This window comes from Alcanivorax sp. HI0044 (assembly GCF_001634945.1).
In genome coordinates, this window is sequence record NZ_LWEZ01001681.1 from 18,190 (window position 1) to 30,850 (window position 12,661).

At 58.4% G+C, this 12,661-nt stretch carries 11 protein-coding genes; 5 read left to right on the forward strand and 6 right to left on the reverse strand.

All coding sequences use genetic code 11. From position 1 onward, the window contains the following. Positions 1 to 5 precede the first annotated feature (5 nt). Positions 6 to 1,265 (reverse strand): transcription termination factor Rho, encoded by a 1,260-nt coding sequence (rho, locus tag A3730_RS25325; protein ID WP_063521223.1) that lies wholly within the window; start codon positions 1,263 to 1,265, stop codon positions 6 to 8. Positions 1,266 to 1,550: 285 nt separating this feature from the next. After that, complete coding sequence (gene trxA / locus A3730_RS25330; RefSeq protein WP_062817138.1) at positions 1,551 to 1,877, reverse strand: thioredoxin TrxA; 327 nt, start codon at positions 1,875 to 1,877, stop codon at positions 1,551 to 1,553. A 187-nt stretch (positions 1,878 to 2,064) separates the two neighbouring features. Between trxA and ppx the strand changes: the two genes are divergently transcribed. Next, positions 2,065 to 3,555: an exopolyphosphatase gene (ppx, locus tag A3730_RS25335; RefSeq protein ID WP_063521224.1), complete on the forward strand. Its 1,491-nt coding sequence runs from the start codon at positions 2,065 to 2,067 to the stop codon at positions 3,553 to 3,555. An 83-nt stretch (positions 3,556 to 3,638) separates the two neighbouring features. Here ppx and ppk1 read toward each other — a convergent pair whose 3' ends face one another. Then, positions 3,639 to 5,753 carry a polyphosphate kinase 1 gene (gene ppk1 / locus A3730_RS25340; protein ID WP_082872534.1) on the reverse strand — a complete coding sequence of 705 codons (2,115 nt, stop codon included), beginning with the start codon at positions 5,751 to 5,753 and terminating at the stop codon, positions 3,639 to 3,641. A 248-nt stretch (positions 5,754 to 6,001) separates the two neighbouring features. On the opposite strand from ppk1, the gene A3730_RS25345 reads away from it, so the two are divergent. After that, positions 6,002 to 8,128: a TonB-dependent siderophore receptor gene (locus A3730_RS25345; protein WP_063539245.1), complete on the forward strand. Its 2,127-nt coding sequence runs from the start codon at positions 6,002 to 6,004 to the stop codon at positions 8,126 to 8,128. Positions 8,129 to 8,194: 66 nt separating this feature from the next. Here the strand turns inward: A3730_RS25345 and A3730_RS32945 are convergent, their stop codons facing one another. Then, positions 8,195 to 8,323, reverse strand: a complete 129-nt coding sequence (locus tag A3730_RS32945; protein WP_255343071.1) for a hypothetical protein — start codon at positions 8,321 to 8,323, stop codon at positions 8,195 to 8,197. A 141-nt stretch (positions 8,324 to 8,464) separates the two neighbouring features. Continuing rightward, entirely contained in the window at positions 8,465 to 9,469 is a 1,005-nt protein-coding gene (hemB, locus tag A3730_RS25350) for a porphobilinogen synthase (protein WP_063520177.1), read from the reverse strand. A gap of 251 nt (positions 9,470 to 9,720) precedes the next feature. Here hemB and A3730_RS25355 point away from each other — a divergent pair, with 251 nt between their 5' ends. The 3 genes from A3730_RS25355 (at position 9,721) to A3730_RS25365 (ending at position 11,364) form a co-directional block, all read left to right on the forward strand. Beyond that, entirely contained in the window at positions 9,721 to 10,143 is a 423-nt protein-coding gene (locus A3730_RS25355) for a VOC family protein (RefSeq protein ID WP_063520178.1), read from the forward strand. A gap of 3 nt (positions 10,144 to 10,146) precedes the next feature. Continuing rightward, positions 10,147 to 10,644 (forward strand): transcription elongation factor GreB, encoded by a 498-nt coding sequence (gene greB / locus A3730_RS25360; RefSeq protein WP_063520179.1) that lies wholly within the window; start codon positions 10,147 to 10,149, stop codon positions 10,642 to 10,644. 87 nt (positions 10,645 to 10,731) lie between these two features. Then, positions 10,732 to 11,364 (forward strand): DUF502 domain-containing protein, encoded by a 633-nt coding sequence (locus A3730_RS25365; RefSeq protein WP_063520180.1) that lies wholly within the window; start codon positions 10,732 to 10,734, stop codon positions 11,362 to 11,364. A 187-nt stretch (positions 11,365 to 11,551) separates the two neighbouring features. Here A3730_RS25365 and A3730_RS32215 read toward each other — a convergent pair. Beyond that, a partial coding sequence (locus tag A3730_RS32215) for an alpha/beta hydrolase (RefSeq protein ID WP_063539246.1) occupies positions 11,552 to 12,661 on the reverse strand: 1,110 nt, incomplete at its 5' end.

The following is a 12,661-nucleotide window of genomic DNA, read 5'->3' on the forward strand; positions in this document are numbered from 1 at the left end:
CTTGCTTACTTGCGCTTCATGGAATCGAAGAATTCCAGGTTGGTCTTGGTCTGCTTCATGCGGTCGATGAGGAATTCCATGGCGCCGATCTCGTCCATGGGGTGCAGGACCTTGCGCAGAATCCACATCTTTTGCAGCTCGTCTTCACTCACCAGGCGCTCTTCACGACGGGTGCCGGATTTGCGGATATTCATGGCCGGGAATACGCGCTTCTCTGCTACCTTGCGGTCCAGATGCAGTTCCATGTTGCCGGTGCCCTTGAATTCCTCGTAGATCACTTCGTCCATCTTGGAGCCGGTGTCGACCAGGGCGGTGGCGAGGATGGTCAGGCTGCCGCCTTCCTCGATGTTCCGCGCGGCACCGAAGAAACGCTTGGGTTTTTCCAGGGCGTGGGCGTCCACACCACCGGTGAGTACCTTGCCGGAGCTGGGCTGCACGGTGTTGTAGGCGCGCGCCAGACGGGTGATGGAGTCCAGCAGGATGACCACGTCCTGCTTGTGCTCGACCAGTCGCTTGGCTTTCTCGATCACCATCTCGGCCACTTGCACGTGGCGGGCCGGCGGCTCGTCGAAGGTGGAGGCGACCACTTCGCCGCGCACGGTACGGGACATCTCGGTCACCTCTTCCGGGCGCTCGTCGATCAGCAGCACGATCATGTGGGTTTCGGGATTGTTGCGGGCGATGGACTGGGCGATGTTCTGCAGCAGCATGGTCTTACCGGCTTTCGGCGGGGCCACGATCAGGCCGCGCTGGCCTTTGCCGATGGGAGCGACCAGATCAATCACCCGGGTGGTGATGTCTTCGGTGGAGCCGTTACCGATCTCCATGACCAGACGCTCGGTGGGGAACAGCGGCGTCAGGTTTTCAAACAGGATCTTGTTCTTGGCGTTTTCCGGGCGGTCAAAGTTGATTTCGTTGACCTTGAGCATGGCGAAGTAGCGCTCGCCATCCTTGGGGGGCCGGATTTTCCCGGCGATAGTGTCACCGGTACGCAGGTTGAAGCGACGGATCTGGCTGGGAGAGACGTAGATGTCGTCCGGGCCGGCCAGGTAAGAGCCTTCAGCGGAACGAAGGAAACCGAAACCATCCTGCAGAATTTCCAGCACGCCATCGCCGTAAATGTCGGAGCCATTTTTGGCGGCGCGCTTGAGGATGGAAAAGATAACGTCTTGCTTGCGGGTTCTTGCCAGGTTCTCGAGGCCGAGTTCCTTGGCAATGTCCAGAAGTTCTCCAATCGGCTTCTGCTTCAGTTCAGAAAGATTCATTGGCGTCTAATTTGGTGTCTTTGGATGAATTGAGAGGATGCACCACCGCGGTGCTGCAGTTGTTTTGATAATCCGGTTTATTCGGAATCTGGCCCGACAAGCCAAAAGAGGGCCATAAGGAAAATAGGTAACCAGAGGTTCCGAGGACTAACTAAAGGGGGTGCTTTATTAAAGCTGGTTCTGGAATCTATCACTGTGGGGACCCGCATGCAACACGCAACATGTAACACGCTGCAAGCAGGAAAACCCTCCCCTGAGGGGGAGGGTTGGGGCGTGTCGGCTTTCTTAGAGGGTGCTGTCCAGGAATGCGGTCAGCTGGCTCTTGGACAGAGCGCCCACTTTGGTGGCTTCCACGTTGCCGTTCTTGAATACGGTCAGGGTGGGGATGCCACGCACACCGTACTTCTTGGGCGTTTCCGGGTTGTCATCAATGTTGATTTTGGCAATGGTCAGCTTGTCACCGTACTCGCCGGCCAGTTGCTCAAGGATCGGCGCGACCATTTTGCAGGGGCCACACCACGGAGCCCAGTAATCGACCAGCACGGGGCCGTCTGCGTTGATGACCTGGGCTTCGAAGTCCGCGTCGGTCACGTTGATAATCTCGCCGCTCATTGAATTCTCCTGATATAAAGGTTTCAGAGACCCAGGACGGTTGCCAACAGGCCTCTGCGATGGGGAATAATATCAGGTTGCGGGTGATGAATTTCAAGCGAGGCAGTTAATTATCGCTGTAGTTGCTGCCTATGACATCGTAACGCCATGATTTTTGGATAGAATCGGCCCAAAGGAAGGAGTGACTATGGAGCATGGCGAACATCTGGCGGCCATTGATTTGGGGTCGAACAGTTTTCATATGGTGGTAGCCCGCCAGGCGCAGGGGGAAGTACAGATCCTCGACGGGCTGTCTGAAAAGGTGCAACTGGGGGCGGGTCTGGACCGGGAAAACCGGCTGGACGCGGATACCCAGGAGCGGGCGCTGGAGTGCCTGGGCCGGTTTGCCCAGCGCATTGCGGGGATTCCCCGCGGTAGCGTGCGGGTGGTGGGGACCAATACCCTGCGCCAGGCTCGCAATGCCCGCGAGTTTATCCGCCGCGCCGAAGCGGTTTTGGGTCACGATATCGAAGTGGTGGCTGGCCGTGAGGAAGCGCGCCTGATTTATCTGGGGGTCGCCCACACCCTGGCGGACGACGCGGGGCAGCGGCTGGTGGTGGATATCGGGGGCGGCTCCACCGAGCTGATCATCGGGGAGCGATTTGAATCCACGGAAACCGAATCGCTGCATATGGGCTGTGTCAGCTTTGCCCAGCGCTTTTTCCCCAATGGCGAGATCACCGAAAAAGCCTTTGACCGGGCGGTGACGGCGGCACGCCAGGAGGTGCTGTCGATTCATGCCAATTACCGGCGCCTGGGCTGGCAGCAGGCGGTGGGCGCCTCCGGCACGATCAAGGCGATCAGTCAGGTCTGTGTGGACAACGGTTGGTCGGAATTCGGTATCACCATGGAGGGCATGAAAAAAGCCCGTAAGCGGGTGATCAAGGCGGGTGCCGTGGACAAGCTGGATCTGAAAGGCTTGCGTGAAGACCGCCAGCCGATTTTCGCTTCCGGGCTGGCCATTCTGTACGGCATTTTCGAGCAGCTGGACATCCAGCAGATGGATGTCTCCAGTGGCGCGCTGCGGGAAGGGTTGCTGTATGACCTGCTGGGGCGTTTCGGCCACGAGGATGTGCGTGACCGCAGTATTCAGGCGCTGATGAACCGTCACCATGTGGAAAGCAGCCAGGCCGAACGGGTCTGCGCCACGGCGCAGGCGCTGTATGGGCAGGTGGCCAGTGATTGGCAGATTGAAGGTAATGAGGCGGCCGACACGCTGCGCTGGGGAGGGCTGCTCCACGAGGTCGGGCTGGCGGTGTCGCACAGTCAGTTCCACAAGCATGGCGCTTATCTGGTGACCAATTCCGACCTGCCGGGTTTTTCCCGTCAGGAACAGCAGATGGTGGCGCTGATGGTGCGTGGTCACCGTCGCAAGGTGCCGTTGGCGGCGCTGGCGGAATTGCCGGACGATGAGCAGACCGGATTGTTGCGGTTGTGTCTTGTGTTGCGTTTGGCGGTGCGTTTGCACCATGCACGCAGCGATGAAGATGTCCCGGAGATTCGTTTACAAGCTCGTGATGAACGGCTTGCCATCACTTTCCCGTCGGGTTGGCTGGAGGAGCACCCGCTCACCCAGGCGGACCTGGAGCAGGAACACGACTACTTCCAGGCGGCAGGCTACCAGCTTGTATTGGCGTGAGAATAAAACAGCTATTCAAGAGGGGGTCCCGCTTCGGGCGGGGCACCCTCTTGAAAGCTAGACGCTAGACGCTAGAAGTCGTCTTACCCTCCCAGCGTATCCAGCAGGTCCTGTTGAGCAATAAAACGCTCTTCCCCGTCTTGTGGTTGCGCCCGCTGGTAACTGCCATCGGATTGCAGTTCCCAGGCGCGGGTGTTGTCGCGCAGATAGATATGCAGGCCCTGTTCCAGAATCTGTGCCTTGAGTGCCGGATCATTCACCGGGAAACAGGTTTCCACCCGGTTGAACAGGTTGCGGTCCATCCAGTCGGCACTGGAGCAATACACCAGGTCGTCACCGCCATGGTGGAAATGGTAGATGCGGGTGTGCTCCAGAAAGCGGCCGATAATGGAGCGTACGCGGATGTTTTCCGACAATCCGGGGATGCCGGGTTTCAGGCAGCAGATGCCGCGTACGATCAGATCAATTTCTACGCCCGCCTGGCTGGCCCGATACAGGGCCTGCATGATGTTTTCTTCGGTCAGTGAGTTGAACTTGGCAATAATGCGCGCCGGTTTGCCGGCCAGTGCCTGTTCCGTTTCAAACTCGATCCACTCGATAACAGAAGGGTGCAAGGTGAACGGCGAATGCTTCAGCTGCTTGAGCCGTGCCGCCTTGCCCATGCCGGTCAGTTCCTGAAAGATCTTGTGCACGTCCTGGCCCATGCTTTTTTCACAGGTCATCAGGCCGTAATCGGTGTACAGCTTGGTGGTCTTGGTGTGGTAATTACCCGTCCCCAAGTGCACATAACGTTTGATGCCATCACCGTCACGGCGCACCACCAGCAGCATTTTTGCGTGGGTCTTGTAGCCCACCACGCCGTACACCACGATGGCGCCGGCTTCCTGCAGGCGGCGAGCGCCTTCGATGTTGGACTCTTCATCGAAGCGAGCGCGCAGCTCCACGATGGCGGTGACTTCCTTGCCATTGCGTGCGGCCGTTTCCAGGTGGTCTAGGATTTCCGACTTGGTGCCGGTGCGGTACAGGGTCTGCTTGATGGCCAGCACCTTCGGATCCCGCGCGGCTTCGGCCAGCAGGTTGATGACCGGCTGGAACGATTCGTAGGGGTGGTGCAGCAGGATGTCACCCTGGTCGATGGCGTCAAAAATGGTTTCATTTTTTTTCACCGCCGGCGCCAGCTTGGGGGTAAAGGGCGGGTAGTGCAGGCGCGGGCGATTCACGCTGGTAAACATGCGCGCCAGGTTTACCGGGCCGTTCACTTCGTACAGGTCTTCCTCGGTGAGTTCGAACTGTTCCAGCAGATAATGCATCAGGTGGCGCGGGCAGTTGTCGGCCACTTCCAGGCGCACTTCATCCCCGTAACGACGAGATAACAGCTGGCCTTTCAGGGCGCTGGCCAAGTCTTCGACTTCTTCGTCCACTTCCATATCGGCGTTGCGGGTTACCCGGAACTGGTAGCAGCCGGTGGCCTTCATGCCCGGGAACAGGTCGGATACGTGGGCATGGATCATGGACGACAGGAACACGAAGTTGTCGTCGCCACCCTCGCTGATGTCATCGGGAATACGAATCAGGCGGGGCAGGGAGCGAGGGGCGGGCACAATGGCCAGGCCCGTGGAGCGCCCGAAGGCATCCTTGCCGTCCAGGGGCACAATGAAATTCAGGCTCTTGTTGATCAGGCGCGGGAACGGGTGTGACGGGTCCAGTGCGATGGGCGTGAGCACCGGGTAAATCTGCTCACGAAAATATTTTTTGACCCATTCAGCCTGGGCTTCGGTCCAGTCTTCGCGGCGAAGAAAATCCACCCCTTCTTCACGCAGGGCGGGGAGCAAGACGTCGTTGAGGATGCGGTACTGGCGATCCACGGCTTCGTGGGTAATGGCACTGATCGCTTTCAGAAGCTCATCGGGCAGCATGCCATCGGGGCCGGGCTGGCCGGTATGGGTTTCCAGTTTGTTCTTCAGGCCAGCCACGCGAATTTCGAAGAACTCGTCCATGTTGCTGGAAAAAATCAGCAGGAAATTCAGCCGCTCCATCAAGGGATGATTCTCGTCCATGGCCTGCTCAAGGACGCGCAGGTTGAACTGCAGCAGGCTGAGCTCCCGGTTCAGGTAGTAATCCGGGTTGTTGAGGTCGTCGTTGTTGAGGTCGGTGACGCCGTGTTCGCTGACGCCCTGTTCACTGGAGAAAGAATTCATGGTGTCGTCCTGACCGGAACCTTTGAAGATGGGCCCTTATTCCATGACATTAATGTGACACGGTGATGACAGGGGGCGAAGAATTCCGAATACCTTCACAGTACGCCTGATCCGGGCGGGCGCAAATAGCGGGGCTGAACGCTATTCATCGGCGAGGGGCGTGGGTGGGAGCGCCGGCTCTTCCTTGAATGGGTATATGTAAATATAATGCGAATCATTATTGTTCGCTTTATATTTGGAGTTTGCCGATGGTTTGTCAATACCGCGCGATTTGGGGCGCGCCGCTGGTGGGAGCGTGCCTGCTTTCACTGATCCCTCTGGCTGTACAGGCTGAAGAAACCTCTGAAGCCAATGTGATTCCTGCGGTGGAGGTGAATGCCGATGTCCAGGAGGGTGACGGCTATATTACCGAGGGAAAAGCGGCGACAGCTGGAAAGCTGGATGTGGCGGTAGAGAAGACTCCGTACTCCATTACCGTAGTGAATGAAGAATTCATCAAGGATACCGGGGCCAAGAATATTCAGGATGCCCTGGTCTATTCTTCCGGTGTTTATTCTGGTGCGTTCGGGTTTGATACCCGTGGTGACTTTGTGAAAGTGCGCGGTCTCGACGCTTCTTTCTACAAGGATGGGCTGCGTTCCCTGTACGGCAGTTACAACAGCGTGCGTCCGAACATTTATGCACTGGAGCAGGTGGAAGTCCTGAAAGGACCGTCTTCTGTTTTGTATGGACAGGCGGAGTTGGGGGGTATTGTGAATACTGTCTCCAAGCTGCCAAAGGCCCGGCAACAGGGCGAGATCTGGGCCCAGGTGGGCTCCTATGACCGAAAGCAGTTGGCGGCAGACATCACTGGCCCCATGTCAGAAGATGGCAGGTTGCTGTACCGGATGGTAGCGCAGAAACGGGAGAGTGGCACCCAGGTTGATCACGTGGATGATAATGGTTTCCTGTTTGCGCCTTCCTTTACCTGGCTGCCCACGGACAACACAACCATCTCCCTGCTCATCAATACCCAGGAGAACAATGGCGGGATCTCTGCCCAGTTCCTGCCCGCAGAGGGGACGCTATTGCCGGGCGTCAAAGGGGGTATTCCGGTTAACACCTTTGTGGGGGAGCCAAGTTGGGATCGTTATGATCGCAGGCTGAATGAAGCGACCCTGTTTGTAGATCAACGCCTGAATGACCATTGGAACATGGCACTGACCGCCCGCCATTCCAGTTCTGAGACCGAAACCCGCGAACACTGGGCGGCTATCGGAGCCGGGGTTGCCAGTGATGGGACAACGAATCGGACCATCCATATGGCGGACCGGGAAACGAGCATCAGCAACTTTGATGCTCGCATGGAAGGTAACTTCGGTTTTGCCGGCACTTACCACACTCTCGCGATTGGGGTGGATTACCAGGATGCGCTCTGGGAGGAAGGTAACTATGAATCCACCCTGGGCTCGCCAATCAACCTCTATGATCCGGTGTACGGCAACGTGGATTATAGTGCACTGACACCTGAGGACCGCAATGACAACGCCATTCGTCAAACTGGCGTGTACCTGATTGACCATATGGAGATTGGTAATGTGGTGGTATCCGGCGCCCTGCGCCACGACGAGTCCACCAACAAGGTCTATGTGGTTAACGATAACAACAATGAAAGTGATGACAGCGAAACCACCGGCCGTCTTGGCTTGATGTACCAGTTCGATTTTGGCCTCTCTCCCTATGTGAGTTACTCCGAGGCCTTTGTGCCGAATCTGGGGACTAACGATGGCAGCAGCCTTGCAGCCACCACTGGCGAGCAGCAAGAGGCCGGTTTCAAATACCTCAACGACTCGGGTGATCTTTCTGTCACTGCAGCCTATTTCTACATTGAAGAAACCAACCGTGTGGTGCAGGGAAGCAGCCCCAACACCGTTGACCAGGTCGGCGCTAAATCCGAGGGCTGGGAACTGGAAGTGAAGAAGCGCTTGGGGAATCTTGAGCTGCTGGCCAGTTACACCGACCAACGTGTGGTGGATGACCAATCTGGTGAGCGTCTGCCGTACCTTGCCGACCGTCTGGCCTCTGCCTGGGGTAAGTACGAACTGGAAAATGGTCTGCGCTTTGGTGCCGGTGTGCGTTATGTGGGCGACAATGTGGGCTTTGATTATGCCGGCGATGCAGATGGTGTGGGGGCCAACCCGAAGGTTCCCTCTGTCACGCTGTATGACGCGATGCTCGGTTACGCTGTCAGTGACTGGGACTTCAGCCTCAACGTGCGCAACCTGACAGACAAGGAATACGTCTCCTGGTGCCGCGGTCAGTTGGGTCCCCAAGTGTATGACTGTGGCTACGGTGAAACCCGCACGGTGACCGCCGATGCTCGCTACCGCTTCTGATCAGAGCGTGAAAATAAAAAAACCGGCGCTTGCGCCGGTTTTTTTGTGTCTGCTTATCGGCTTTCTTCAGCCCTGAAAAATCCAGGATTGCTGCACGATATCCAGTTGTTCCATTTCTTCTGCGGTGGGTGCGCGGGCATCGGCGATGGCCACGGCAGACACAGCAAGACCCAGTACCAGCATCAGGGTACGCATAATAATCACTCCTCGGGCCAGAGATCCAATATAAGAACAGAATCAGCAAAAGCGCGGGGGAGTGTAATGGGACGAAAGAAAATGGCATTGGCCGGGCAGGCCAATAGCGTCTGCCCGGCTGGTCAGTTTATGAGCAGGCGCTTAGCCTTTCAGTTTCTGCGCTGCCGCTTTGGCGAAGTAGGTCAGGATGCCGTCGGCCCCGGCCCGCTTGAAGGCCAGCAGGGATTCCATCATCACCTTGTCCTGGTCCAGCCAGCCATTCTGGAAGGCGGCCATGTGCATAGCGTACTCGCCACTCACCTGGTAGGCGTACACCGGCACCTTGAATTCGTCTTTTACCCGGCGCACCACATCCAGATAGGGCATGCCCGGTTTCACCATCACCACGTCGGCACCTTCCGCCAGGTCCAGGGCGATTTCGTGGAGGGCTTCGTCGGCGTTGGCCGGGTCCATCTGGTAGGTGGTCTTGTCCGCCTTGCCCAGGTTGCCTGCGGAGCCGACGGCATCGCGGAACGGACCGTAGTAGGCGCTGGCGTATTTGGCGGAGTAGGCCATGATGCGGGTGTGGATATGGCCGTGATTTTCCAGCGCTTCCCGGATGGCGCCGATGCGGCCGTCCATCATGTCGGAGGGGGCCACCATGTCAGCGCCGGCGTCGGCGTGGGAGAGGGCCTGTTTGACCAGGGCATCCACGGTGACATCGTTGAGTACATAGCCGTTGTCGTCGATGATGCCGTCCTGGCCGTGAGTGGTGAACGGGTCCAGTGCGCCATCGGTGATCACGCCCATTTCCGGCACGGCCGCCTTGATGGCCCGTACCGCACGTTGTGCAAGCCCTTCCGGGTTCCAGGCTTCGCGGCCATCCAGGGTCTTTACCTCGGCCGGAGTGACCGGGAACAGCGCCATGGCCGGGACGCCCAGCTCCGCCAGTTCGCGGGTTTCTTCCACCAGCAAGTCGATACTCTTGCGTTCCACTCCGGGCATGGAGGGCACAGCTTCGGTCTGGTTGCTGCCTTCCAGCACAAATACCGGGTAGATCAGATCGTCCACGGTGAGGGTATGTTCGCGCATCAGCCGGCGGGAAAAATCATCGCGGCGCATGCGGCGCATACGCGTGGCAGGCCAGGGGGCTCGGGTGACAGACATGCGCAGGGTTCCTCTAGTAATATGGGCGCGCCTGATGCGGATGCGTCTTGCTGTTAGCTGGCAGGACACCCAGTAAAGACGTTTCGAGTACCGAGTTTCGAGTTGCGAAAACCTGGATTCGCGCAAACGGGGTTTGCCTTTCGCAACTCGAAACTCGGTACTCGCAATTGGCCCGGGTTGGGGCAGCAACATAACGTGCAGCGCGGTCTGCATCAGACCGATTCACGAGAGTTTAGCAAGAGCGGTAGACGATGGAAAAACAACCGGCCTTTCATCTGGCCTTTTTGGTAAACGACCTGGAAGACGCCGCCGACTTTTATTGTCGGGTGCTGGGTGCGCGCCGAGGCCGTGATGCGCCCAACTGGATCGATATCGACCTGCATGGTCATCAGCTCTCTTTGCATAAAGGCGAAGATCTGACGCCGATCCAGGGCTACAGTGAGGTGGATGGCCACCCGGTGCCCATGCCGCATTTTGGTGTGGTGCTGGATTTTGCCACCTGGGAAATGCTGGTGGAGCGAATTTACGAGCACGACTGGCCGTTTCTGCTTAAACCCCGCGAGCGGTTTGTGGGGCAGCCGGCAGAGCAGGGCACCTTTTTCGTTCAGGACCCCACGGGCAATACGCTGGAGTTCAAGGGGCTGCGCGAGCTGCACCGGATCTTCGAGGTATAACCCATGGGCCGCTGGCGACCAAAGGGCACTCCCGCCTCCAAGTACATTACCTTGGAGGGCTACCATAAGCTCAACGATGAGCTGCAGTATCTGTGGAAGGAAAAGCGTCCGGTGGTTACCCAGGCGGTGCAGGAGGCGGCGGCCCAGGGAGATCGCTCGGAGAACGCGGAATACATCTACGGCAAGAAACAGCTGCGTGAAATTGACCGGCGTGTGCGCTTTCTCAGCAAGCGCCTGGATGACATGACGGTGGTGGATCGGGTGCCGGATGACCAGAGCCGGGTATTTTTTGGCGCCTGGGTGGAACTGGAAAACGACGCCGGTGAGACCGAAATCTACCGGCTGGTGGGGCCGGATGAAACCGATGCGGCAAGAGGCTATATCAGCATCGACGCGCCGCTGGCACGGGCCTTGCTCAAGAAACAGGTGGATGACGAGGTGGAGGTACGAACCCCGGCCGGAGAGCGTTGTCTGTTTATCAACCGCATCTGGTATGAGTGATGCGGCACGCGACATGCTCCACGCAACATGTATAAAACACCGGTTTTTTAGCGTGTTGCGTCATTTTAATTCTTTAGGGGAAAACCGATGACAGGTTCCAGTCGTATCTGGTTCTTTATCCGCAAGTCGCTGCTGGGTGGGCTGACCATTCTGCTGCCCATTTCCATTATCGTGTTCTTCTTTAAATGGATTTATCAGACGGTCACCGAGCTGATTTCGCCGTTTACGTCGGTGTTTATCAGCGCCTTCGGGTTGCCCAAGTTTGTGGCGGACTGGTTGTCGGTGCTGGCGGTGCTGGTGCTGTGTTTTCTGGTGGGCACGCTGGTCGCCACGCGACTGGGAAGCTGGGCCTGGCAGCAGTGGGAAGAGCATGTAATGACACGTCTTCCCGGTTACACCACGGTGCGTGAAGTGATTGCCCAGCTGATGGGCAGCAGTGCGGACAGCCCGTTCAGCCGTGGTGAAGTGGCACGGGTCTGGCTGTATGGCAGGGAGACGGACGTGTCGGTGACCGCACTGGTCACGTCTCGCCACGCGGATGGCCATGTCACCGTTTTTGTGCCCACCGGCCCCAATCCTACCAGCGGATTTATCTACCATCTGGATGCGTCTCTGGTGGAGTTGCATCCGGAAATCGGGGTGGAGAGCATGATGAAAACGGTGGTTTCCTGTGGTGCGGGTACGGCGTCGCTGTTCAGGGCCGACAAGCAGGAAGGCTGATCAGTCCCACTAGGAAGCCGCTGTAGGAGTTCCCTTCCAGGGGACGAACCTCGCGCAGCGAGCCGACCGGAGGGAGGCTTTTCTTTTGAGGCCTGTCGAGCACGGAAATGCCTTATCGCCCTTCGGTCGATTCCGTGCTACGCACGGTTCGCCCCCTGGAAGGGAGCGCCTACAGGGGGGGGGGCGCCTACGCGTTCAATTTCACCTTTTGTTCCGCCAGCGCGCCTTTCATAAAGTCCCGCATGGCTTTCAGGTATAGCCCCTGATCCAGGTGCAGCAGGTGGTTGCCCGGGAACCAGTGCACATCGCAATTATTCCAGTGTTGGCGCAGCAGGTGGCTGTGCTTGGGCGGCGCGAAGCGATCGCCGGCACCACCGATGATCATGCGCCCGCTTTGTGGTACCTGGCAGGGCCAGGTTAACGGCGAATGCAGGGCGGTAATTTCGCGAAGGCCGGCGGTGTTGGTGTCGTAGACCTGATTCAGCAGCTTCACCTGCTGGTTGATCGGGAACCAGCTTTTCATCAAATCGATCACGCTCACCAGCGGTACATTGGGAATGGCAAAGGCCAGGTCCTTTTCCAGTGCCGCCAGCAGGCCGGTGGTGTAACCGCCCAGGGAAATGCCGGTGGCGCCGATGGCGGGTGAGCCTTGCTCGCGCAGCATCCGCATGAACAGGCGCAGGTCATGAATGGCGTGGGCAAAGGTTTCGTTCAGTGCAGCCATGCCCTGGCTGAAAAATTCGGCGCCGCTGAACGGAGCGAAACGGCTCTTGCGGCGGCCATGGAAAGGCAGGGTGTAAAGCAACACATCGAAGCCCTGCTTGTAGAACCAGGGCAGCGCCAGCCAGCGGGTATTGAGCCAGTACGGGTCGGCCACGAATCCGTGAATCATCACCAGGGTGGGGCGCGGGCCGTCGTGGTGGCGCCAGTGTTGCGCCCAGGCGGTGCCGTTGCGGGTGTGATTCAGGTAGCGATCTTTCAGGGCCGGATTTTTCGGTGTGAATGGCGACGCAAAATGCAGGGTGTGGGCGTCGCCATCCTCGGGCTGAAAGTGGTAGCTGGAGACCGGGCTGCGTTTGATCTCCACCTGCGCGGCGGGCGGGGTGAAGAACGCATTGGGATCGCCGGCCGCCAGGAAGGGGCGGTAGAAGTCTGCCAGTTGCCGTTCTTCACGCTGCCGGGCGGCGTTCAGGGTGGCGGGTAGCGCCGCTGCACCGGCCATGCAGGCCAGGCCTGTACGAGCCAGAGTATCCACGGCGGCAGTGCTGCTGATGCGCCAGCTTGTGTCGCTGTCTGC

Excerpts from the sequence above, each read along its gene's own strand:
- rho (WP_063521223.1), bottom strand. The coding sequence starts at position 1,265 with ATGAATCTTTCTGAACTGAAGCAGAAGCCGATTGGAGAACTTCTGGAC.
- trxA (WP_062817138.1), bottom strand. The coding sequence starts at position 1,877 with ATGAGCGGCGAGATTATCAACGTGACCGACGCGGACTTCGAAGCCCAG.
- ppx (WP_063521224.1), top strand. The coding sequence starts at position 2,065 with ATGGAGCATGGCGAACATCTGGCGGCCATTGATTTGGGGTCGAACAGT.
- ppk1 (WP_082872534.1), bottom strand. The coding sequence starts at position 5,753 with ATGAATTCTTTCTCCAGTGAACAGGGCGTCAGCGAACACGGCGTCACC.
- A3730_RS25345 (WP_063539245.1), top strand. The coding sequence starts at position 6,002 with ATGGTTTGTCAATACCGCGCGATTTGGGGCGCGCCGCTGGTGGGAGCG.
- A3730_RS32945 (WP_255343071.1), bottom strand. The coding sequence starts at position 8,323 with ATGCGTACCCTGATGCTGGTACTGGGTCTTGCTGTGTCTGCCGTGGCC.
- hemB (WP_063520177.1), bottom strand. The coding sequence starts at position 9,469 with ATGTCTGTCACCCGAGCCCCCTGGCCTGCCACGCGTATGCGCCGCATG.
- A3730_RS25355 (WP_063520178.1), top strand. The coding sequence starts at position 9,721 with ATGGAAAAACAACCGGCCTTTCATCTGGCCTTTTTGGTAAACGACCTG.
- greB (WP_063520179.1), top strand. The coding sequence starts at position 10,147 with ATGGGCCGCTGGCGACCAAAGGGCACTCCCGCCTCCAAGTACATTACC.
- A3730_RS25365 (WP_063520180.1), top strand. The coding sequence starts at position 10,732 with ATGACAGGTTCCAGTCGTATCTGGTTCTTTATCCGCAAGTCGCTGCTG.